Annotated in this window: 19 protein-coding genes; 5 read left to right on the plus strand and 14 right to left on the minus strand. The window is 54.0% G+C overall.

What is annotated here, in order from left to right:
• Positions 1–111: 111 nt before the first annotated feature.
• The 4 genes from ACFQDM_RS19035 to ACFQDM_RS19050 are packed head-to-tail and all read right to left on the minus strand — an operon-like array spanning position 112 to position 4,858.
• Entirely contained in the window at positions 112–927 is an 816-nt protein-coding gene (locus ACFQDM_RS19035; protein WP_377382231.1) for an SDR family NAD(P)-dependent oxidoreductase, read from the minus strand.
• 30 nt (positions 928–957) lie between these two features.
• Positions 958–2,424, minus strand: coding sequence for an amidohydrolase family protein (locus ACFQDM_RS19040; protein WP_377382234.1), 1,467 nt, complete (start codon positions 2,422–2,424; stop codon positions 958–960).
• 5 nt (positions 2,425–2,429) lie between these two features.
• Complete coding sequence (locus ACFQDM_RS19045; RefSeq protein WP_377382237.1) at positions 2,430–3,623, minus strand: serine hydrolase domain-containing protein; 1,194 nt, start codon at positions 3,621–3,623, stop codon at positions 2,430–2,432.
• Between the two features lie 5 nt (positions 3,624–3,628).
• The gene (locus ACFQDM_RS19050) at positions 3,629–4,858 is read right to left on the minus strand and encodes an MFS transporter (protein WP_377382240.1); all 1,230 of its coding nucleotides are present in this window, start codon (positions 4,856–4,858) and stop codon (positions 3,629–3,631) included.
• 108 nt (positions 4,859–4,966) lie between these two features.
• Here ACFQDM_RS19050 and ACFQDM_RS19055 point away from each other — a divergent pair, with 108 nt between their 5' ends.
• A complete protein-coding gene (locus tag ACFQDM_RS19055; RefSeq protein ID WP_377382242.1) occupies positions 4,967–5,827 on the plus strand; it encodes an SDR family NAD(P)-dependent oxidoreductase in 861 nt (286 codons plus the stop codon).
• Between the two features lie 233 nt (positions 5,828–6,060).
• On the plus strand, positions 6,061–7,716 hold the full coding sequence (locus ACFQDM_RS19060; RefSeq protein ID WP_377382510.1) for an alpha-glucosidase: 1,656 nt from the start codon (positions 6,061–6,063) through the stop codon (positions 7,714–7,716).
• 3 nt (positions 7,717–7,719) lie between these two features.
• Here ACFQDM_RS19060 and ACFQDM_RS19065 read toward each other — a convergent pair whose 3' ends face one another.
• Positions 7,720–8,427 carry an RlmE family RNA methyltransferase gene (locus tag ACFQDM_RS19065; protein WP_377382245.1) on the minus strand — a complete coding sequence of 236 codons (708 nt, stop codon included), beginning with the start codon at positions 8,425–8,427 and terminating at the stop codon, positions 7,720–7,722.
• On the minus strand, positions 8,417–9,538 hold the full coding sequence (locus tag ACFQDM_RS19070; protein WP_377382247.1) for a Ppx/GppA phosphatase family protein: 1,122 nt from the start codon (positions 9,536–9,538) through the stop codon (positions 8,417–8,419). Before ACFQDM_RS19070 ends, ACFQDM_RS19065 begins: the two co-directional genes overlap by 11 nt.
• A gap of 131 nt (positions 9,539–9,669) precedes the next feature.
• On the opposite strand from ACFQDM_RS19070, the gene hspQ reads away from it, so the two are divergent.
• Positions 9,670–9,999 (plus strand): heat shock protein HspQ, encoded by a 330-nt coding sequence (hspQ, locus tag ACFQDM_RS19075; RefSeq protein WP_377382250.1) that lies wholly within the window; start codon positions 9,670–9,672, stop codon positions 9,997–9,999.
• A 100-nt stretch (positions 10,000–10,099) separates the two neighbouring features.
• On the opposite strand, the gene ACFQDM_RS19080 is transcribed toward hspQ, so the two are convergent.
• Together ACFQDM_RS19080 and ACFQDM_RS19085 are read right to left on the minus strand one after the other, a co-directional pair.
• Entirely contained in the window at positions 10,100–10,507 is a 408-nt protein-coding gene (locus ACFQDM_RS19080; protein WP_377382252.1) for a GFA family protein, read from the minus strand.
• Positions 10,508–10,601: 94 nt separating this feature from the next.
• Positions 10,602–11,762 (minus strand): acyl-CoA dehydrogenase family protein, encoded by a 1,161-nt coding sequence (locus tag ACFQDM_RS19085; RefSeq protein WP_377382255.1) that lies wholly within the window; start codon positions 11,760–11,762, stop codon positions 10,602–10,604.
• A gap of 176 nt (positions 11,763–11,938) precedes the next feature.
• Here ACFQDM_RS19085 and ACFQDM_RS19090 point away from each other — a divergent pair, with 176 nt between their 5' ends.
• Both ACFQDM_RS19090 and ACFQDM_RS19095 read left to right on the plus strand, forming a co-directional pair.
• Entirely contained in the window at positions 11,939–12,523 is a 585-nt protein-coding gene (locus ACFQDM_RS19090; protein WP_377382257.1) for a GIN domain-containing protein, read from the plus strand.
• Between the two features lie 56 nt (positions 12,524–12,579).
• Positions 12,580–13,005, plus strand: coding sequence for a PaaI family thioesterase (locus ACFQDM_RS19095; RefSeq protein ID WP_377382260.1), 426 nt, complete (start codon positions 12,580–12,582; stop codon positions 13,003–13,005).
• Here ACFQDM_RS19095 and ACFQDM_RS19100 read toward each other — a convergent pair.
• The 6 genes from ACFQDM_RS19100 to ACFQDM_RS19125 form a co-directional block, all read right to left on the minus strand.
• The gene (locus tag ACFQDM_RS19100) at positions 13,002–14,288 is read right to left on the minus strand and encodes an amidohydrolase family protein (protein ID WP_377382263.1); all 1,287 of its coding nucleotides are present in this window, start codon (positions 14,286–14,288) and stop codon (positions 13,002–13,004) included. The two genes, ACFQDM_RS19095 and ACFQDM_RS19100, sit on opposite strands and share 4 nt — an antisense overlap.
• Positions 14,285–15,700 carry an amidohydrolase gene (locus ACFQDM_RS19105; protein ID WP_377382266.1) on the minus strand — a complete coding sequence of 472 codons (1,416 nt, stop codon included), beginning with the start codon at positions 15,698–15,700 and terminating at the stop codon, positions 14,285–14,287. Before ACFQDM_RS19105 ends, ACFQDM_RS19100 begins: the two co-directional genes overlap by 4 nt.
• 268 nt (positions 15,701–15,968) lie before the next feature.
• The gene (locus ACFQDM_RS19110; protein WP_377382269.1) at positions 15,969–17,690 is read right to left on the minus strand and encodes an alpha/beta fold hydrolase; all 1,722 of its coding nucleotides are present in this window, start codon (positions 17,688–17,690) and stop codon (positions 15,969–15,971) included.
• Positions 17,691–17,928: 238 nt separating this feature from the next.
• A complete protein-coding gene (locus ACFQDM_RS19115; RefSeq protein ID WP_377382272.1) occupies positions 17,929–18,543 on the minus strand; it encodes a glutathione S-transferase family protein in 615 nt (204 codons plus the stop codon).
• 62 nt (positions 18,544–18,605) lie between these two features.
• A complete protein-coding gene (locus ACFQDM_RS19120) occupies positions 18,606–20,657 on the minus strand; it encodes a TonB-dependent receptor (RefSeq protein ID WP_377382275.1) in 2,052 nt (683 codons plus the stop codon).
• A 113-nt stretch (positions 20,658–20,770) separates the two neighbouring features.
• Positions 20,771–22,072 (minus strand): NupC/NupG family nucleoside CNT transporter, encoded by a 1,302-nt coding sequence (locus ACFQDM_RS19125; RefSeq protein ID WP_377382278.1) that lies wholly within the window; start codon positions 22,070–22,072, stop codon positions 20,771–20,773.
• Positions 22,073–22,216: the final 144 nt, after the last annotated feature.

Below are 22,216 nucleotides of genomic sequence, written 5' to 3' on the forward strand. Positions count from 1 at the left end.
CAGAGCGAATATGTCAGGCCAGTCCGAAACGCATACGCCCGAAAACTGACTTTTCTAGTGCGGTTTTCTGCCTATTGTGATGGCAGCAACTTTGAGAACCGCTACACCGCTTCAGACCAACGCGTAGCGGGACAGCACGCCGCGAGACGGAACCATGGCTTTTCGCTCAGCAATACGCTCAGGCGTAAGCCAGTTGAACAGTTCACCGGTTTGCGTGTTCGTCACAGACAGTTCGGCAATCCAGTCGCCAATTGTCTCGGTGTGATCACCAATAATATTCAGAACTGCAGCACGCTCTGGCGACAAACCTGCGTCTGATTTCGCCTGCTCACGCAAAAAGCCCTCCGTTATGACGACGCCAGGTGCAATCCCGTTTACAAGCACGCCACTTCCAGCCGCCTCAGCAGCAAACGCCCGTGTCATGTAGGTCAATCCGGATTTGGAGGTCGCATATCCGATCATGTTCGGGACAATCTCCCCCTGCCAGCCTGCACCAAGGACATTATAGATCGCTCCGCCGCACGCCTTCATGCCATTAAAAGCGACCTTGCTGCCATGCATGGCGCCGAGCAGATTGATCTCCAGCATCTTGCGAAATTCGTCACTTGGTAAATCAGACAGAACGGGCCCAGTCAGAGCAAGCCCCGCGTTATTGATCCAGACGTCGACCTTCCCAAAAGCGTCGATAGCTCGATCCCATAATGCCTGGACCTGTTTTTCCTCACGTACATCACACGCCACGCCAATCACCTGATCAGCTCGCTGTTGCGTATCTGCGACCGCCTTGCACGCCGCGTCGCAGGCAGCCTGCGTCGGCCCCGTGATCACGGCATTGCATCCAAGCGCGATCAGACTTTTTACGATACCCAGACCAATGCCTCTGGTACTGCCCGTTACCACAACGGTCTTCGAGTTCGCTTCCGCCATTTTCGTCACCTGTATTTGTTCAGATTATTGTCAGTAATAGGTCCAGCCGCGGAAGGTCTGCTGAGGCACCCGTGCGGGTAGCATGTCGTGAAAGCCGGTTTCTGCAGCGATCTCCAAGAGAACATCATTTGCCTCGCGGATAACCGTCTCCTCGTCCCAGACGGTAGACCGCCCCCCATCGACCAGCTTGTCACCCGCGACCCAAACCTTATCGATCTGCGTTGCCTGACCACCCCAGACGAGCGCGCCCAATGTTCGCAAATTATCATGGGTTGGCTGGGCTTCGACCCTGTTCAGATCGACGAGAATACAGTCGGCATCTTTGCCGACTTCCAGGCTTCCGGACACATCATCTAGGAAAAGTGTCCGCGCGCCGCCAAGTGTTGCCATCTCAAGACATTTCTCGGCCGTCAGCCAATGCTCTTTACTCGGTCGCTCTCCACCGCCAGCAATATTGGCTTTGACAGCAATATTCTGAGCAAAGATCATAAGCCGCATAATCTCAAACGGGTTCTGCGAGTCGCTCACCAGAGGCGCATCTGTGCCAATCGCCGGCAGCATGTCCCGGCTCAGAAACTCATGGACCGGGATTCCCGTCCCATCAAAGAAACGAAGCACCGGTACCAGCGACGTTCGACAATCATGTTTAGCCAATATGTCGAATTCATGCGGGTGAACATTCACCGCTTTGCCAGCATAAACCGGTGTGTGCAGCAAATCATACTGCCGGTAATACTCGACCTGACCGCCCTCAAAGCCGCGTGCTTTAAGGGCCGCGCCACGGCTGTTGTCAGTCATGTCGACACCGAACGGAATGCCGAGCGCGTCGCACCCATGACGGATACGACGCATATCTTCCGGATCTGCCAGAAAATTGAAGTTCAGAAAGCCGCCAGCGACATGAATTCGCTCCGACGCATGGGCAGCCGCTAAACGCTCCAGCTCGACCAGACCATCCTCAACCGCCTCTCGCCCAGCCTCCGGCACGCTCTGACTGTTGGCGATGCAACGGCAGAGATAGCCCCGCATCCCAGAATCCCGGATTGCCGCCCAGGAGCCATCGACACTGTCTTTTCGGATGTTGGTGAAGTGCTCGTCATGTGTCGCCGTGTATCCGAGCTTCAACATCTCGAGCGCATGCATACGGACAATCTTGTAGGTCCGCTCCTCATCCATCCGATCTGAAATCAGAAAGAGCTGCTTGATGAGAGATCGAACAGCCGCCGGAATATCAAGCACGGGCCAGCGATCGTCGTTATAGCCGCGAAAGCAACTCTGCACGAGATGATTATGCGCATTCGCAAAGCCAGGCAGAAGTACATTGTCCCCAGCATCGACTGTGTCCGCGCCAATATAGTCGCAGTCAGGATCTGGGCCAACAGCTACGATTTTGCCAGAATCAATGGCCATATAGCCATTCGTGAAGACCCTTCGCCCCTCATCAATCGTGACGATATAGGCGTTCCGTATCAGTGTATCGACCTTGTGCGGTTCCATGACAATTATTCCGCATCGAGCGTGTGGAGCGCCCCGATCACGAGGTTCGGCAGTTTGGCATCATCCCAGTCTGTTCGCGTATCGCCGAGACGCACAATCACCAGATCTTCTGTTTCACTGGTAATGACGCGCTGCCCTCCAAATCCATCGAAATATACAAGGTCATCAGCCAGATAAGGCGCGCTCGCATAGACAGAGAACCCCGCCTTCTCGTCATTGTAGAAGCGATTCTCCTCGTAGGTTTCGCCGCGCCAGATCTGCCAGCCATAATCTGGATTGAGCTCCGATGGCGCCTTCAGCGCTTTAACAACTGACGCATCAATGATCTGCTCACCACCGAATGCACCATTGTCTTTGACGAGCAGCCCAAGACGTAACCAATCCTTCGCAGTAGCGAGAAAAGATGCATAACCACGCGGGAAGCCATCCTCTTCGAAATAGTAGACATAAGCATCTTCAGCACCAATCGGCTGCCAGATCTGTTCTGACAGATATTCGGCATATGGCTGCCCAATTGCCTCTTCGAGCGTGAGCATCAACAGCTGACTGACCGTATTGATGTAGTGAAAATGTGGCTCAGCGCCTTCTTCCAGCTGCATATTCAGCAGCGTTGCTCGCGCATTCAGCGTCCCGGCCATGAATTTTCGCGCAGGCGCCTCTTCACCACCCTCATAAGATAGCGGCGCCAACCCCGATGACATGGTCAGCAACTGGCGAACGGTGATTTCGCCCCGCGGATCGTCTTTCCAGGCATCAATAAATGTCCCGATCGGCGTGTCTGGTGACTCTATAAATCCGTCTGCAATCGCCTTGGCTGTAACGAGACCCAACAGCGATTTATGCATTGAAGCTGGCTCTGGACGCACGTTCTGATCGTACGGATCGAAATACGTCTCAAGGACCAGATTGCCCTTCCACCAGACGAGCAGGCTATAGCTATTCGTATCTGCTGCATAACCGATAGCATCAGCGAAGACAGCTTGCGGATTCGCGATCAGCGTCCCGCGTGCTTCCGGCAATGGTTTAGGGGCACCTTTGACGAGCCCGAGATTGTCATAGCCCTGCATGGCTGTCGCATTCGTGAACGCGACTTGCGCCTCTGCCTGAGGCTTAGCGTCAACTTCGTCAACGGCAGTTCCCGTCTCACACGCCGCAAGAGTTAGGGCCAGAATTGCCGTAGAAAGAAAAAAAGGCTTCATCAAATTCATCCCTTTGTCGACGCAATGCTGCGCTTGGAAAGATACTCGCTCGCCCAATAGACAAGCGCCAAAAGAAGTAAAACAGAGGCCGCGCTGACCAGCATCGGCCAGCCACCGAGATCGAAACAGATGGGCGCCAGCATGGAACCAACGGCGCCGCCGACAAACAGGCTCGTCATGTAGAAAGCATTGGCCCGCGCCCGCGCCTCAGGCAGCGCCGCATAAATGGTCGCCTGTCCGAGCACCTGATTGGCCTGCGTCGCAGCGTCGATCACAATCCCGAGAATGGCAAAGGCGATCAGCCATGTCAGATTCACGATCGGGACACTCAGAGCCATACAGACAAGAATAATGGCGATTGCGCCTCCAGATGCGATGCGTGCAAAGCCACGGTCAGCCAGCTTTCCCGCATATGGCGCCGCAAGCGCCCCACCAGCACCGGCCAGTGCAAAAAGCGCAATTTGCTCATAATTGAGCGAGAACGACTCCGTCAGCACAAGCGAAGAAGACGTCCAGAACATATTGAAGACAGCGAACACGATGGCCTGATAGATCGCGCGGCGCCGCAAGGCTTCAGAAGTGACTGGCAGTCGGATCATGGTCTTGATCAACGAGCCATATGTGGACTGTCCCTTGGGCTGATATCTCGGCGTCTTGAGCCACAGCATTACGAAAATACAAGTCATCAGCAGGGCGGCTGCCAGAAACGGCGCGCGCCAGCCGAACTGGCTGGCAATATAGCTGGAAGCTGGTCGCGCAAGCATAATGCCGCCCAGAAGGCCTGCCATGATCGTACCGATCTGCGCACCGCGTTTCTCGTCGGTTGCCAGATTTGCCGCCAGCGGCACGATAACCTGCGTTCCCACTGCAAACAGACCAACAACAAATGATGCGATCAAAAACATCGCTGGCGAAACGGACAATGCGACTGCGAGCAGGCTGATAATCACGCATAGCACAGAGGCCAGAATAATCCGTCGATTTTCGACGACGTCCCCGACAGGTCCAATGAAGAACATACCCATCGCGTAACCGATCTGAGTCAGCATGACGATAAACCCAAGCGTCGCTGTCGACATGTTCAGGTCACGGCCGATTAATTCGATCAGGGGCTGCGCAAGATAAAGATTGCCTGCGAAAGCGCCCGTGGCAAGTGCAAACACGAAGAGCGTAGTCGGGCTAAGTTCGCGCCCTGACACATCAGATGCCGTTCGTCCTGAATCAGCCTCATTCATTCGTCTTCTACTCCGCATCGCCACCAGAAATCAGCTGGCATATCAACGACGTTAGGAGCAGCCTTACGTGCTTTCGCGTTCGTTTCATGCCTTATTCGGTGTACGAGAATGCGACCTGCGACACAGAACCTCTGGACGGGACCATACACAGACATGGACAAAAGCTTCGATCTGAACGGAAAAGCCGTACTCATCACCGGCGCAGCCAGCGGCATTGGGCGCCAACTTGCCCACCAGCTTGCCTACAAAAATGCCAGTCTCATACTCTGCGATATTTCCGAACCCGGTCTCAGAGAAACCATATCCATGCTGCCAGAAGGTCGTGTTCTGGCAAGTGAGATTGTTGACGTCGGTGATGCCGCTGCACTCAGCGCATTCGCGAAAAGATTGATGACAGATCAGAGACGCATTGATGTCCTGATCAACAATGCGGGCGTCGCCATCGCAGGATCATTTGACGGCATGTCTCTCGATGATTTCGAATGGCTGATGAACATCAATTTCTGGGCAACAGTCCGGCTCACAAAAGCCCTGCTACCTCACTTGAAGTCCCAGCCCATCGCCCAGATCGTGAATTTGTCGAGCCTGTTTGGCCTCATCGCACCGCCAGGACAAACGGCCTATTGTGCGAGTAAGTTTGCCGTTCGGGGATTTTCAGAGAGCTTGCGTCTGGAACTGGCCGATACAAATGTCGCTGTCACGCAGGTCCATCCAGGCGGCATTGCAACGAACATTGCAAATAGTGCACGCGGAACCACCGAATTCGGCGACGACGAACTAGCGTCAAATAAGCAGCGTATGAACACCTTTCTGACCATGCCGCCTGAACGCGCCGCTTGTTTGATCATCCGGGCGATTGAAAAGCGCCAGACCAGGCTCTTGATTGGCAAGGATGCGAAAGGCGGCGACTTGCTGCAAAGGCTGTTTCCCAACTCATACGGGCAAAAAATTCTCCGTATGATGCGCTAGGTTTCCCGGCTAGAATCAATGCCTCCTGGGCGCGGAAAGCGGACTGCAGCATTTGAGCAGCCCCGATAAAAACCTGGGCACTTGGCGATCAAACTTGTCGTCAGACGAAAAAAAAGAGCTAATTGCTCAACAAGCAGCAGCTTCGATGTGTTGACGTCGCATCAGCTTTGTTGGACGTCGTCCTGCATACCAAAATGCGATGTGCGTATATGAAGGGAGATCTGTTTTTGTCAGTGCCTCGGTATTATTCTCCCATCATCAATCCCCACCCGACCGAGGAAGGCAAAGACTATTGGTGGCGAGGCGCGAGCATTTACCATGTTTACCCACGCAGCTTTCTCGATTCAGACGGCGATGGTGTCGGCGATATCAAGGGCATTACAGAGGGTCTGGACCACATTGCCTCTCTGGAAGTCGATGCGATCTGGATTTCTCCGTTTTTTAAATCGCCTATGCGCGATTTCGGCTATGATGTGTCGGACTATTGTAGTGTGGATCCTCTCTTCGGGCGCATGGAAGACTTCGAAGAACTGATCGAAAAAGCGCATGCGCTGAACCTGAAAATCATCATTGATCAGGTCTATTCTCATACCTCTGATGAGCACGACTGGTTTCGCGAAAGCCGTCAGGACCAGAACAACCCGAAAGCGGATTGGTATGTCTGGCGTGATGCCAAGCCAGATGGGTCACCTCCCAATAATTGGCAGTCCTATTTCGGCGGGCCTGCCTGGCAGTGGGACGGGTATCGACGTCAGTATTATCTGCACAATTTTCTACCCTGTCAGCCTGACCTGAATGTGCATAATCCGGAAGTACAGGATGCGCTTTTGGACGTCGCACGCTTCTGGTTGGAAAAAGGCGTAGACGGCTTCCGCCTGGATGCTGTGAACTTCATGATGCACGACCTGGCCTTCCGGGATAATCCGCCATCCGGACTGCCAATGCAGTTTGTGACGCGCCCATTCGACATGCAGCGACATGATTACAACCGCTCACACCCAGGCATTGTCATCTTTCTGGAGCGCCTGCGCTCAGTGCTCGATGAATACGGCATCAAGTTCACGGTCGCTGAGGTTGCAGGTCCCGAGCCCATCACCGAGCTAATGGCTTTCACTGAAGGTGACCGGCGTCTCAATTCTGCATATAGCTTTGACTTCCTCTACTTACCGGAACTGACAGCGGACGTAACAGAACGCGCCTTATCTTACTGGAACGAAGAAGACGGCCAGGGCTGGCCATCCTGGGCTTTCTCCAATCATGACGCACCACGTGCGCTCACTCGTTGGAGTCACGGCGCCAATACGGAAGGCCACGCCAAGCTTTATCTTCTCCTGCTCGCCAGCCTGCGCGGGAATATTTTCATCTATCAGGGCGAAGAACTGGCATTGCCTCAGGCAAATGTCCCATTTGAATTCCTGCAGGACCCGGAAGCTATCGAAAACTGGCCGCACACGCTGGGCCGCGATGGTGCACGAACGGCTATGCCGTGGAATTCTCACGTGCCGTTCGGCGGCTTTTCAAACAAAGACCCGTGGCTACCGATTGACGATGCACATCTCGAACGTACAATCGACAAGCAGGAAGCCCAACTGAGTTCAACGTTGCACTTCACGCGTAAGATCATGAAAGTTCGTCAGGCAACGCGTTCATTGCGGGTTGGAAGCTTGAACGTCCTGCCAAGCCCTGACGGCGTGCTCGCCATCATGCGCGGCCACGGGGACACGCGCGTCCTCTGCATTTTCAATCTGACAAATGAAGTGAAATTCTGGGCTCCTGAAATCGAGGACGGTATGGCGGTCATCGTCGATTCCCACGGCTATATGGGCAGTGTGCCAGGCGTTCTGCCACCTATGTATGGCTATTGGGCACAAATCTGCGAAGAGGCCTGAGACCTATCCTTTAAAGCCCTTCGCGACCACATAGATTTCCGGAGAATGCGTTCGGCTGGCCGGCGGCTTTGCGTGTTTCACTTCCTGAAAGCGATGCTTGAGCGTCGCAAGCAGCTCGGCACTGGTTCCGCCCTGAAACACCTTCGAACAGAAAGTACCACCCGGCTTCAACGTATCGAACGCAAATTCGATCGCCAGTTCAACAAGCGCAACAGTTCGCAAATGGTCCGTCTGACGGTGCCCGGTCGTGTTTGCCGCCATATCTGACAGCACGACATTCGGCTTATCACCAAGCTCTTCCAAGAGGCGTGTCATCATTGCTTCGTCAGCGACGTCACCTTTCAGCAATACGGCATCAGGAATGGGTTCGATTTCCAGCAAGTCGATGCCGACGACTTTTTTCGCACCCAATTGCTGAGCGACCTGCACCCAACCACCAGGCGCAGCTCCCAGATCCACGACAAAATCGCCCGGCGCTATAAGTTTGAATTTGTCCTGTAATTCCAGAAGCTTGAACGCCGCTCTTGAACGAAAGCCTGCAGCTTGCGCTTTCTTTACATATGGATCGGCCATCTGGCGTTCGATCCAGCGCTTTGAGCTCTCGGTGCGCGCGTTATAAGCTGGCACTTTCTTTTTCGCCGTTCGGCCAGCTGTTCCCTTGCCCTGGCCGATACCCTTGCCGGTCCAGCGGCGTTTTCCATCATCCGTCATGAGCTGGTTGACCTTCTGTTGCTGTCTCGGCGTTTGCTGTTTTCTTCTTGCCCGAACGGCGTCGTTTTTTAGGCGGCTTCCCGTGAATAAGTGACAAGAGTAGCCCTTCCCTCAGCCCGCGATCCGCGACACGCATATCGCTGCATGGCCAGAGCTGCCAGACAGCTTCCATAATCGCACATCCCGCCAGAACCAGATCGGACCGTCCATCACCAATACATGGGATCAAGGAGCGTTCCTCACGTGTCAGACCACTCAGCCGTTCGCGCGCTGCAATCGCGTCAACACGGCTCAGATGCGCGCCATCCACGATGGATCGAATATACCGATCAAGGTTCATATGCACGGCACACAAGCTCGTCACCGTTCCACTTGTCCCTATCAGATGCCCCTGATCCTTTTCGAAGAGCTCAGAATATTTGCTGCCATGTTTAAAACTCTCCAGCTGAGAGCGCGCATAATTCAGCATCTGAGGATACCAGTCCGGATCATTCCGTTCTGGAAACATCTCGGACAAGGTCACGACACCAATGGGAAAGCTGGCCCAGTTGAGCATGGGCACTTTCTGCAAGGCGCCGTTCAGTCCGATCTTGTTCGCTTTGCGTGCATCGACCCAGCAGAGTTCTGTCGAACCGCCACCGATGTCAACGACCAGAGCAACGTCCTTTTCCGCATCAACCAGATCCAGGGCACCGACAACAGCAAGCTGGGCCTCTTCCTTCGGCGAAATGACCTTGAAAGTAAGCCCGGTCTCGCGCTGTACACGCTCGACGAACTCCCGCCCATTGCTTGCAACACGGCAAGCCTGCGTCGCGACGCATCGAATGCGCCGGATGGGATAGCCTTTGATCTTCTGGCGAATGTCCTGCAGCGCCGACAAGGTGCGCGAGATCGCATCATCCGACAGGACGCCGGATGCAGACATACCTTCGCCCAGACGGACGATCTGAGAGTATGAGTCGACGACACGAAACCGTTTGCCTCGCGGCTCCGCAATCAGGAGCCTGCAATTGTTTGTCCCTAAATCCACTGCTGCGAACATGGATTTGGACTGAAAGGCAGGTTTCGCCCGCCGACGTCCCTTTTTCTGGGACGCTTTGGACGTGAGCATATGGCCGCTCTAAATGCTTAAGTTACCACCACCTTAGCAAACAGTTCTGGTTAGCAAAAGCTCTCATCTCTTGAGCTTGGGCATTTGCGTATCTATCTCTTTAGGGATGTTAAGCGACGAGGATAACGCTCATGACAGATCGCACTGCTAAGTTTCAGATCGGACAGGTCGTCAAACACCGCCTCTTTCCGTTTCGGGGCGTGATCTTTGACGTCGATCCTGAATTCGCTAATACGGACGAATGGTGGGAATCCATTCCCGAGAACATGCGTCCGGAAAAGGATCAGCCTTTTTATCATCTCCTCGCCGAGAATGATGAGAGCCATTATGTGGCCTATGTCTCCGAACAGAATCTGTTGGACGACGCAACCGGTGGTCCGATCGACCACCCACAAATCAGTGAAATCTTCATTGGTAATAATGGTGATCACTACCAGGTTCGCCCTGAGCTCGCGAACTAGCTGGTCCAACGCAATCAAGTTCTGGGTTGCCGGTAGGAACGTTCGGAGCCCCAAAAGAAAAAGCAGGGCGGCGCTCCGCCCTGCTTTTGTTTCATCGGATCTAGCCAGGCACCTTATCGAAGGTTGGCACCCCATCCGGGTTGGTGTGAAACGGCTGATGATCGCAATCGAAAATAACCATCTGAGGCGTTCCGAACGCCTTCGGATCATCCATACTTCCCGCTTTCACCAAAGCAACGCCTGCCATAGCTGGCGCGCGCGATGTTAGCGGTGTTCCGCAATTCCCACAGAATTCGCGCGTGACCGGAGCATCAAGGTCTGACCGCGTATAAGTCGCGGGTTTTCCAGACGTATACTCAAAACCCGCTTCAGGCATCCCAACCACGAAGTTCGGGCCACCGCCGGTGAGATATTGGCATTCACGACAATTGCACTGCAACTTCACAGCCGGATCACCGCTCGCCTTATAACGGACCTGACCGCAATAACATCCGCCTACAAATTCCATCTCTGTCCTCCCTGATCTGTTTGGACAGAGACTAACCTTACCGCTGGGCTCTCACAATGCTAACGTAGAGGAAGCAAGGCTTCCCCTTAAGCGCTTAGATCAAGCCGTCCTTCGCGAGCTTTGCGAGACCACGCCCAATGACCATCTGCTGGATCTGGCTTGTCCCTTCATAGATACGGAAGATGCGCACATCGCGATAAAAGCGCTCAATGCCATAATCGCTCACATAACCAGCCCCACCAAAGACCTGGACGGCCCGGTCAGCGACACGGCCCACCATTTCTGACGCGAACAACTTGCAGCTGGCTGCCAGCAGGGTGACATTCTCGCCAACATCCCGCCTTTTGGCAGCATCAAGCGCCATGCAACGCGCCGCATAGGCTTCGGCATAGCTATCAGCCATCATGGCCTGAACAAGCTGGTGATTGGCGATCGGCTGACCGAACTGCTTTCGCTCAACAGCATAATTCGTCATTTCATGAATGAGACGTTCTGCTACACCGGTACATACCGCCGAAATATGCAGACGCCCGCGGTCCAGCACCGACATGGCAACCTTGAAGCCTTCGCCTTCCTGACCAAGACGGTTGCCAACCGGCACACGCGCATTGTCAAAGTTAACATCGCAGATATGCGCGCCCTGCTGGCCCATTTTCTTTTCCGGTTTTCCGATGGAAACACCCGGCGTATTCGTCTCAACAATGAACGCTGACAGACCTTTGCCGCCCGGCGTATCCGGATCGGTGCGCGCCATGACCGTCAGCAGATGCGCTTTGTTCGCATTGGTGATGTAGCGTTTCGTTCCGTTAAGGACATAATGGTCACCATCGCGAATGGCTTTGGTCTGCACGGAACCGGAATCGGATCCCGCTTCAGGCTCGGTCAGGCAGAAACTGGTGATCACCTCGCCACTCGCGATCTTCGGCAGCCATGTCGATTTCTGCTCGTCATTGCCCCACATGACTACGCCCTGACTGCCAATTCCGATATTCGTTCCCACGACAGATCGAAATGCAGGAGAGGTCTGACCGAGCTCGAGCGCGACAAGAACCTCTTCCTCCATATTCAGGCCGAGGCCGCCATATTCTTCAGGAATCGAGATGCCGAACAGACCAAGCTCTTTCATCTGATCCGCAACGCTTTGTGGAACAGCATCCTCCTCGGCGACCTGCGCCTCGATCGGCTTGCACTGCTCGTTCACGAACTTACGAACCATCTCAATCAAAGCGTCGCGTGTTTCCTGATCATATGCCATGTCTCTACCCCTACAGACTTCTGATTTGCTTTGAACGGGACCATAATCGCGTCACGTCCCGTCGTCGATAGCCGACTATCGCAACAGCCAAACGACAGACATAAAACATCATAGACAGGCATCGATTTTGTTGTTATTCAATAATTATTATATCGAAAAACAATGCGAAACGTAATATGAAATTTCTTTTGACGGCAGTGTCCGCCTTCGCCCTTTCTGGCTGCATCATCGTAGACGCCGCACCATCCAGCTTTGCTCCAACAGCGAACGCTGTCACGAAGCTTGCCCCCTTTGACCGGGTCGAGCTGCGAGGTGGTGGAGAAATCATGATCCGCTTCAGCAGCGATTACACGTTTGAAAACACGAGCGACAATTCGTATTGGGCTGTCGGCATTGACGACGATGCGCTCGTGCTGAGTTGCTATAAATCATGTGTCGGCTCAAACAGCCGGTCCGGCATTGTTACTATGCCACGTATTGAAGGCCTGAAGATCAAAGGCGGCGCAGACATTGATTTCGAAGGCGCTTTCGAAAAGCGTGATGAATTTAAGATCGAACTGCTCGGTGGCGGCGATGTAAACGCATTCGCAGTGCCTGCAGACAAAGTCGACGTCTCTATTAAAGGTGGTGGCGATATCAAGGTCAGCCCATCAAGCGAACTGAATGTCTCTATATTCGGTGGCGGGGATGTGCAGTATCGCGGCACACCGGAAGTCTCGAAATCTATCTTTGGCGGTGGAGAGGTCCGTTCCGTAGATTAGGGAATGGACACTCATCTCACACCTTCCTATGAACGCTGAAAAGCACTCAGGGGAAGATGATGGGCACCAAGGAAGTTACAGACGGCGAATTCAAAGGCTGGCGTTACTGGGACAATGATAGCTTTGAAAAGCGTGTTGGTCCGTTCTTTTTCCGAAAGGAAGGCGACAGTTATGTCGGCGCCTTTCGTGCTGAGAAGCGCCATATGAATGGCAATGGCAGCATGCATGGCGGCTGCATTATGAGCTTTGCCGATTTCGGCCTTTTCATCATTGCACATGACGAAGTCGCCGAAACGCCGGGTGTCACCGTAACCATGAATTCCGAATTTATGGGAGGCGCATTGCCAGGAGAACTGATGGAAGTCCGCGGCGATGTGCTGCGTGCTGGCGGCTCATTGGTATTCGTGCGCGGGGTAATTACCGCAGAAGGACGACCGTGCCTGAATTTTTCAGGCACGATCAAAAAGCTCAAACCGCGCTAGTCTTTTGGCGTGTAGGCAAGCGGTTGCTTGCTCTTATCCAACGAAAGATAGCGATCACGCAGTTTGGTTTGGCGGCTTTCCAAGCTCTGCGCTTCACCAGAAATATAAACCGCCTCAGGTGAAGTCATAAGCTCCAGCGGATCTCCCGACCAAATCACCAGATCTGCTGTTTTTCCGGCTTCAAGAGAACCAAGGTCATCCAACCCGAAAATGCTGGCTGGCACGGTCGTGAGACCTGCCATCGCATCATCGAAATCGAGACCGTTGGCGACGGCATTGCCCGCACTTTGCAGCACAAGTCGTGCCTGGTGACTGGCATCTTCGAAATGCGCAAAGGCCGTTGGCACACCTGCTGCCACGAGACGCTCTGCATTCTTTCCGGTCGCCGCCAGATGCTCAAAGCTGATGGGCAGGTTCTGGAACGGGTCGATAATGACAGGAATGCCGGCAGCAGCCAGCTCATCTGCGACAAGCCAGCCCTCATCCGCTCCAACGATCACGATGTTCAGGCGGTCATTTTCTTCCTTAAAGGAAACGACTTCGAGAATGTCAGATGCCCGCTGAACCTCTATGAACAGAGGCTGCTCGCCACGAATGACAGGACGAAATGCCTCCGCATCGGCGCGTGACAGACTGTCTCCCAGATCATGCGCCATATAGCGGGTCGGAAAACTGCGAGCATCGAGAAGCGCGCCATTCAGAAAGCGCCAGGCTGCAGACCGCGAACCACCAACTTCACTCGCGCCGCGCTCACCCATCACCATGTACTGGAAAGCACGTGGCTTAGTGATCGATTTGCGCAAGTCGCCACTGGTATTCGCAATGAGCCCCTGTCCGGCAAAGAGTGAACTGCCCGCTGCCGGCATGACAGCCACGCGAGTAATGCCCTCAATGCGCGTTACATCCACCGGCGTCGCATTCGCGTTGAAACTTCTGGAGACGTCCAGCGCAACAGTGAAACGCGTATTGGATGAGCTTGTATCATTGGTCGTGTCTTCAGCACCAACTTCTACGACGCCGACACGCGAATAAGGCGCGATGATGCCCGGCGTGATCCATTTACCGCCAACATCTTCCACGACAGCGTCGTCAGGAATGGCGATAGCACCGCTTGGCCCAACCGACACAATCTGTTCATCCTCAACAACAAGGGTCCCATTTTCAATGAGCCCTGCGTCACCACCAGTCCAGATTTTGGCGTTGGTAAAAGCCAGAGTGTCGGCCCCGACAGGAAGGCAGGCGAATGCCGACGCCGCGGCAGTAACGAGTAGAGATCTGATCATTTTGCGTCTCCTTCACCAGGCTGACCCAATTCAAAATCCATCACAGGCTGATAGGCCTCATCATCTCGATCAAACATCAGCGCCCCATCGACGAAGACCTTTTCAGCTTGCGTGTAGACGGAGTACGGATCGCCTGACCAGATTACAACGTCAGCGTTTTTGCCGACTTCAAGCGAGCCCGTTTGATCGAAAATACCAAGCGATTTGGCAGGGTTCGCAGACAGCCACGTCCATGCCTCAGGCTTACTTATGTCTATGCCGACCTTCCGCCCGTCGGCGAGCGCCTTGGCCGCTTCCTGATTGAGACGCTGAATCCCGATATCGCTATCGGAGTGAACGATGGAACAACCGCCTGCGGCATGGACCATTGGGATGTTCTCGCGAATGCCGTCATAAGCTTCCATTTTGAAGCCCCACCAGTCGGCCCACATCGCAGAACAGATACCCTCTTCAGCCAAAATGTCGGCAATCTTGTAGCTTTCAACAGCATGGTGGAAAGCTGTGACCTTGTAGCCGAACTCTTTGGACATATCGATAATCTGCGCCATCTCATCAGCGCGATAGCAGTGCATATGGACAAGAATATCGCCGTCCAGAACACCCTTCAGCGTATCCAGTTCGAGGTTGCGCTTTGGCGGCTCGCCACCGTCTTTCTCGTACTTCTCCCATGCGCGTTTGTATTCAACCGCCTCGGCCCAGGCCATGCGATAGCCTGCAACATTTCCCATGCGGGAATAAGGTGCGCCACCCGGAAAACGTCCGCCGCCATAGCCATAGACCCGCTTAGGGTTTTCGCCACAAGCCATCTTCAATGTGTATGGAGCACCCGGAAACTTCATATCCTGAACCGTGCGTGCCGGAACATTCTTGATGATGACACCGCGGCCGCCAAACAGGTTCGCCGAGCCCGGCAAAATCTGGAGCGATGTAATGCCACCAGCCAGAGCGCGGGTGAAGTTCGGATCCTGAGGCCAAAGACCATGTTCAGCCCAGACTTCCGCCGTCACAGGCGCCGAGATCTCGTTGCCGTCCTGCAAAGCACTGACGGAAGGCGATGGATAGACGCCCAAATGCGAGTGGGCATCAATAATTCCGGGGGTTACCCATTTTCCTGTGCCATCTATAACCGTCGCGCCTTCAGGTGCTTCAAGTCCCTCTCCGATCGCGGATATCTTGCCGTCGACGAGAAGAACATCGCCGTTCTGAATTTCGCCACCGACACCGTCAAACACGGTCGCGCCGGTGATGAGAACCGTCTCAGATGGATACGCCGTATATGTCGACGGAAACGGATCCTTGTTGATGCTTATTTTTTCTGCGTCATCACCGGAAACTTCATCCGATGAGCCGCCACCACATGCCGCCAGACTGACAGCCAGTCCCGCGGCCAGAATGGCCGATTTCAATTTCATGCCCAGATCTCCCCAGTCATAGCTGACGAAGATCATCTACGGATGTAGAGCCTTTGCAAGTCCGAGGGCATCGTTTTTCAATTCCCGCGCCAATTGCGAGACGCCTGTGCCGGAAAAATCGCATACTGCTTGCTACTTTTCACGCTTTTGAGTGCCGTGAATGAACAACAGTACGAGAATGAAGAGCACGAACAGGCCACCAAAACCGAGAAGTATCTGATACATTCAATAATCCCTTCGTCGCACCCATGCGTTACAAAAACGCAGCTCAGGTTGCGAGCATTTCGCCTGAAGCGTCGGCGTCAGAAAAAAGCTCGATGAGCGTATTAATCACAACGTCCGGATGACTATGCTGCAAAAGGTTTCCGGCCTCTTCCACAGCTGTAACGCTCACATGCTGGTACTTCTGCGAAAACGACTGCGCCCATTTTAGCGGACAGATCGGATCCTGGTCGCCGAGAATATAATGAAGCGGCACCTGCATACGTTCCACGCATTCGGACCAATCGGCAAAAATACTGAGCCCATCACCGACAAAACCATCGAACCCGCCAAGCGCAATCATCTCCAGTCCGGCATGAACGATGTCGCGAACGTCCGGATCTTCAAGCGTCTTGCGATCGCTCGGGACACTCGAATAGGTCCGCTCGATCATGCGATTTCGTCCTGCTTCGCGTCGGTAAAATGCCGTCGATGTCGAAAGAACGAACCGCAGAGCCTGTGAGGAAAACCGCGCGGCACGAGAAACAATCCGAACCTGTGCCGGATAATCCGCAAGCATGGAGTTATCCGTAATCGGTATGCCGCCAGCAATAGCGTAGACCCCAGAAACAAGGGGTGGATAATGTGCTGCTGCCGAACAACCATACAACACGCCAGTCGTATGGGTCACCAGCGGAACCCGCTCAAGCCCCAGAGCCTCCAGGATTTCTGGGAAAATCTCTATCCACTCATCGACATTTTTGCGCCAGTCTTTCGGTGGATCAGAACGCCCATAGCCGGGCCGGTCGATACAGATGAAACAGAGCTTCTCCTGCATCAGCTTCCGCAGAAATGCATCCGTAAACCCATGCCCCTGGCTCATGCCATGCAGGAAGAGGGCAGGCCTTCCATTCAGATCCCCCTGTTTGCGCCAGGCAAGTCGGCGCCCAGACTTCAGGCGCACTACCCCTTCCCTTTCACCATTTATAGGCGTTTCACGAACGAAATCTCCACCGGACAGCAAAAGGTGAAGTTGCAGCGCCACGCGAACCGCGTCTTCACGCCCACTGACATGCATTTTTCGATAGATGGACTTTGACTGGGTTCGCAGAGTCTCAATCCCGCGCCCGGTATCTGCCGAGACGTCCTGAAATGTATCCCCGAGCGCCATGCGCTTCAAAAGCAACACTTCTGCCGGTGTGAGGTCGAATTCAGACGCAACAAGCTGGCTGATCTGATCAGACCAGATCTGTTGCGTACTACGAAACAGAAAGTTTGAGCGCGTGTGCTGTGCATCATCCTGAAGGCATCTGCGAATCGCCAGGCTGATCGGCACCCCCACCGACAGATGCTCGAGCCGCGTAAAGCTTGTGCGACGTTCGACAACCTCATGCAACCGGCGCATGGCCGATTTGATCTTCTCCTGCTCTCTCGTATCGCTGGAAATCTTCCAGACCGGTCCGGCGTCCAGCTTCATGGTGCGGTCCCAGGCTGAATTGGTCGCAATAATCTCGCCATCGGGCTGCACCATAGCGGCCGCACCAATTTCCTGCTCGACCAGAGCGTCCGGCCCGTCTTCGCGCTTCCGAATGGCGTGTAACCGCTCCAGCACCGATAACGCCTTATCCAGGTGAGTCAGCAACTGCTCGGCGTCCGATGCACTCGCCTCACCCGCCGTGATGTAATCGTCCAATTCAGCTGCGAACGATTCGTACTGAGCGGGCGACAACGCAACCCCGTAAGCCGCATCAATAATCTTCAGCAAACGGGATTGAGCGGCAGCGGTCATAAGCGTTGAAATTCCGGATCTGATCTCATTAAGGTCGCAAAACTGACGCTAAACAAAATTTTTTTGATCCGCTTCACCCGTACAGGGGATGCGAAAACACCGGCCTCAGAATAGATTACCAATAGCGGCTTGGTCTGGGTGGGAGTTCAGATGAGGGCGCTTTCTTTGACTTTGGGGCTTCCCCAATAGCCCGGGGCGCGGTTTCTCGAATCGCCCAAACTTACCGCGCCCCGTTTTTCTATTGAGCCATTGGGCGCTCTTTCATCTGATCATACCAACGCGCGAGATTTTTACGGCCATCCCATGCCTTGAACTGCATGTATCGTCCAAACGCCATACAGATAAACAAGGTGATATCCGCATTGGTGAAACGGGAGCCTGCAACAAACTCGGTCTCACCGAGCACGCGATCGAAATAGTCTGCAGTCTTCAGCGTCGCTTTTTCACACAACGCTGACCATTCCTTGCATTGCACAGGCTCAAGCGCTGCAGCAGCCGGATGTCCGTGACGGAACCAACCAGCGATAGATCCCATCAGCATCAGCTCAACTCGCCGGTCCCACATCTCGATTTGCGCACGCTCCAGCGGTGTCTCGCCCATGAGATTGGGTTCCGGGAACAGACCTTCCAGATACGTGCAGATTGCTCGGCTTTCGCCCAACACCGTGCCGTCATCCAGTTCCAGAGATGGCACACGCATCAGTGGATTGACCTGCTTGTAATCATCCTTGCGATGATCACCTTCCAGCAGCTTCAATTCGACAATATCGACCGCGCCCAGCTTGCCCTTTTCTTTCAGAAAGAACGTAACACGGTCCGGGTTTGGCGCGCCTTGTGCAGAGTAGAGCTTCATTGAATTCCTCCCATTGTTTGCCTCAGATCAGCAGCTTGGAAGACAAATCACAAGGCTCAAACCTACCAGCGAGAACGAATTCCGAAGGTCGCGTTCATCGGCTCACCCGGAAAATAGCGTGCGTTTCCGAAAGCAAAGTCAGCCCGGTCCGCATACTTCAGATCAAACAGGTTCTTGATGAGCACAAAGGCTTCCAATTGTTCCGAAACTGAATAGGCACCGCGCAAGCTGAACAATGTGTGGCCGTTATATGTGTTCGAAGCCGCTTCATCCGTAAAATACTCACCGACAAATTCGGCACGGGCATCAAGTTCCAGCTTGTCGGTCGCCTGCCAACTAACCGACAGATCCGCCAGCCATTCGGGGGCTGTATCGATCCGATTGCCCTCGACAATGCCGTTCGACGGACGGTCAAAGGCATAGGTCTGCTCAGACCAGCTCACATTGCCGGACAAGCTGACACGTTCCGTCAACGCATAATCTGCCATGAGCTCAACTCCGATATGATCTGTTTCGCCATTTGGGACGTTCAGTCCATCGGCATCGCGGAAGAAGAAATTTTCCTTCGTCATGGCGTAAGCGGCGACATCGAAACTCAGACGCCCAGAAAACGCGCTCCCACGCCCCCCGAATTCGACACTATCGAGCGTTTCTGATTTCACCTGCCCGACCACTTGCTGGCTTTGAAGACGATAGAGATCTGATGCCTGCGGCGCACGCTGACCACGTGCAAAATTCAGATAAAGATCAACTTCGCCAATTGCATCATCCCAGATGAAGCCAAGCTTGGGCGTAACGAGATCAAATGTATCGCTTCGGTCATCGGGAATATTGAAGCGCCCACGAATACCAGCGGGAGCGCGTGTGGTATAATCATAGTCATGTGTCTCAACACGCAGACCCGCAACCATCATGACATCAGGAAAGAGTTCACGACCATACTCGCCCCAGAGCGCCGCAGCGAAGGTATCAACGGTATAATCATAGTGAACACCGACCGGAAAACGGGAATCACCGGGAAAAAAGCCGAATGGCTCCGGCTGCGTCTCCAGTAGACTGCCGCTGGCGAAATCCAGCATCCCGCCAAACCGCCAATTGGAACGCTCACGTTCGATTGAAACGTCAGACATCACACCAATCGCTGAGCTGTCATTCTCCTCATATCCTTTATACGGCAGGAAGTGCTGGCGAAATTCCATTTTCTGCCAGCGCGCATAAGGCGTTACGGAAAACTGCACCTCATCAAATGTGCGCTCGAACCGGATGGCGCCCATGGCAAATTTGGCGTCACGAAAAGCCTCCGGGTTTTCATTCTGTTCTGCCTGGTCGCGATCGCGGTAAGCTTTGTAGCCGCCAATATAGCCCGCTGTCTCTTGATTCAAATTGGTGTAGCTCGCCCAGGCAGTTGCATCCCACTGTCCCAGACTGAAGGCCTGCCGGGCTGTCACCTTCTGCTGTCCAACGCTCGTATCATTGCGCCACCCCTGATCATCCATCAGGGATACAGCCACGTATCCCGTGTCGGATGAAGCCAGAATATCTGACTTGGAACGCCCAAGCGTCGATGCGCTGGCATTCAGCTCGAAGACGGAAACATCGGAAGCATCGGGTTGAATGAAGTTGATCAACCCGTGCACGGCATTCGAACCATATTTGGCCGAAGCTGGCCCACGGACAACCTCCACCACATCAGCAACTTCATAATGCGGCTCGAACAGCATGTTCACATTGCCAAAAGCCGGAGAACGCGTTGGAACACCATTTTGAAGGATGAGGAAGCTCCCCTGCCCCGCGCCGCCACTCAAAACGGGCGATCGAACCGATACAAGGTGTTCCTGACCTGAATTTAGCTGGATATTGACACCAGGGACGACATTCAGAAGCTCTGCCGGATGATCAGCGGATATTTTCGCAATGGTTTCCGCAGTGACGACAGAGTTTGAGCCCGGCTCGGCCGTTGTCCGGTCGCCCAGCACAAAGATCGTACTCATCAGAAAGTCATCTGAACGGGATTTGGTTTGACGCTCGTTGGCTGCCCCCTGCTCCTGTGCATTCGCACCAAGCGCGAGAGAAATCGCACTATATCCAAGCAGGACCGATGTCAGAATTCGCATAAGTGTCTCCCTAAAACCCTGTCTGGTGAGGGCCCGTTTGGACCATCACTATAGGGCTTTAGGAAGATGAAAAGTGACGATGTGTCGTCACGCTACGTCAAGTGAGTGCTCAATTATCCGTTACCAAGAAAGAGCTGCGCTGGCAGGGCTCCGGCAATACACGCGGACATGCATGTTGCCAGAGTTCCCGCCAGCAAAGTCTTCCAGGCAAGACCCAGGAATGTATCCCGCCGCTCTGGTGCAATAATGGTCAGCCCGCCGATCAGAATGCCAATTGAACCAAAGTTCGCAAAACCACAAATCGCGTGTGCAACGATGATACGAGAGCGCTCAGAGAGTTCACCATCCGGTGTGTTCGCAAGCTCAAGGAAGGCTACGAATTCTGTAAGAACCGTTTTGATCCCCATCAGAGACCCTGCCTTTGCGGCTTCCTCAAGCGGAACGCCAACCATGTACATGAGCGGCAGGAAAATCCATCCGAGAATGCGCTGAATGGAGAGTGGTTCGCCATTTAGATCCGGCACGATACCACCAAGAATACCATTCACCAGATACAACAATGCCAGTGCCGCAATGAGCATGGTCGCAATATTCAGGACGATCTTCAGGCCATCACTGGCACCGGTCGCAAACGCATCCATGGTCGATTCGTATTCGAAATCAGGCTCGTGCGCGCGATCATGAATGTCCGTCCTCTCAGGTACCATGGTCAGCGCAAGCGCAACGGCAGCGGGCGCCGCGACGATGGAAGCCGTCAAAAGCTGCGCCAGTGGGTTGGCCATAACGGGCTCGAGAAAAGTCGTGTAAATGACGAGCACCGATCCTGCGATGGTGGCAAACCCTGTGGTCATGAGAACAAAGATCTCAGATCGCGTCATACCTTTCAGATACGGTTTCACCAGAACGGGCGCTTCCGTCATCCCCATGAAGATATTGGCTGAAACGGCTAGTGACGTCGCCCCGCCCAGCCCCATTGTCTTTGAAAAAATGAAGGCGAACGCCTTGGTTACGAGACGCAGCACTCGCCAATGCCAGAGAATCGCTGAGAGCGCGGCAACGACGATCACAATGGGGAGGATCTGAAAGAAGAAGGCAGGTCCTGCCTCAACACCTTCAACAGGAAAGGTCGAATTATCGCCGATATAGCCATAAACGAAGCCAGTACCGGCCTTTGTCGCCTCTTCGAGGGCATCAACCAGGATATTGGCCTTGAACAGAATACTGCGAACAGGCGGAACGGCGAATAGCAAAAGCGCGAATGCGAACTGTAGCCCTACGGCTCCGAGGACGATTTTCCACGGAAAGGCTTTCCGATTTTCCGACAGCGCCCACGCTATGCCTACAATCATAGCGAGCCCGATGAGCGCACGCGCGTTATCCCAGCCCCATTCCATCGCGATTTCCTTGTTTTTCACAAAGCGTTTCGTTTAGCCGATTGCGTCGACTTTGCCACCCAATCAAATCGCCTTCGCAGCATTTGACAAGAAACTGTGTTGCAAAGGCAATGTCACGCGACAATCGCACAGAAATTCATCTACGCAATTTGAATGAGTAGGTGT

Origin of the sequence: Ponticaulis profundi (assembly GCF_042659465.1) — a bacterium.
Classification (GTDB): domain Bacteria; phylum Pseudomonadota; class Alphaproteobacteria; order Caulobacterales; family Hyphomonadaceae; genus Ponticaulis; species Ponticaulis profundi.

Bases quoted from the DNA above. Each gene is read 5' to 3' on its own strand.
- ACFQDM_RS19035 (WP_377382231.1), bottom strand. From the start codon at position 927: ATGGCGGAAGCGAACTCGAAGACCGTTGTGGTAACGGGCAGTACCAGA.
- ACFQDM_RS19040 (WP_377382234.1), bottom strand. From the start codon at position 2,424: ATGGAACCGCACAAGGTCGATACACTGATACGGAACGCCTATATCGTC.
- ACFQDM_RS19045 (WP_377382237.1), bottom strand. From the start codon at position 3,623: ATGAAGCCTTTTTTTCTTTCTACGGCAATTCTGGCCCTAACTCTTGCG.
- ACFQDM_RS19050 (WP_377382240.1), bottom strand. From the start codon at position 4,858: ATGAATGAGGCTGATTCAGGACGAACGGCATCTGATGTGTCAGGGCGC.
- ACFQDM_RS19055 (WP_377382242.1), top strand. From the start codon at position 4,967: ATGCGACCTGCGACACAGAACCTCTGGACGGGACCATACACAGACATG.
- ACFQDM_RS19065 (WP_377382245.1), bottom strand. From the start codon at position 8,427: ATGACGGATGATGGAAAACGCCGCTGGACCGGCAAGGGTATCGGCCAG.
- ACFQDM_RS19070 (WP_377382247.1), bottom strand. From the start codon at position 9,538: ATGCTCACGTCCAAAGCGTCCCAGAAAAAGGGACGTCGGCGGGCGAAA.
- hspQ (WP_377382250.1), top strand. From the start codon at position 9,670: ATGACAGATCGCACTGCTAAGTTTCAGATCGGACAGGTCGTCAAACAC.
- ACFQDM_RS19080 (WP_377382252.1), bottom strand. From the start codon at position 10,507: ATGGAATTTGTAGGCGGATGTTATTGCGGTCAGGTCCGTTATAAGGCG.
- ACFQDM_RS19085 (WP_377382255.1), bottom strand. From the start codon at position 11,762: ATGGCATATGATCAGGAAACACGCGACGCTTTGATTGAGATGGTTCGT.
- ACFQDM_RS19090 (WP_377382257.1), top strand. From the start codon at position 11,939: ATGAAATTTCTTTTGACGGCAGTGTCCGCCTTCGCCCTTTCTGGCTGC.
- ACFQDM_RS19095 (WP_377382260.1), top strand. From the start codon at position 12,580: ATGATGGGCACCAAGGAAGTTACAGACGGCGAATTCAAAGGCTGGCGT.
- ACFQDM_RS19100 (WP_377382263.1), bottom strand. From the start codon at position 14,288: ATGATCAGATCTCTACTCGTTACTGCCGCGGCGTCGGCATTCGCCTGC.
- ACFQDM_RS19105 (WP_377382266.1), bottom strand. From the start codon at position 15,700: ATGAAATTGAAATCGGCCATTCTGGCCGCGGGACTGGCTGTCAGTCTG.
- ACFQDM_RS19110 (WP_377382269.1), bottom strand. From the start codon at position 17,690: ATGACCGCTGCCGCTCAATCCCGTTTGCTGAAGATTATTGATGCGGCT.
- ACFQDM_RS19115 (WP_377382272.1), bottom strand. From the start codon at position 18,543: ATGAAGCTCTACTCTGCACAAGGCGCGCCAAACCCGGACCGTGTTACG.
- ACFQDM_RS19120 (WP_377382275.1), bottom strand. From the start codon at position 20,657: ATGCGAATTCTGACATCGGTCCTGCTTGGATATAGTGCGATTTCTCTC.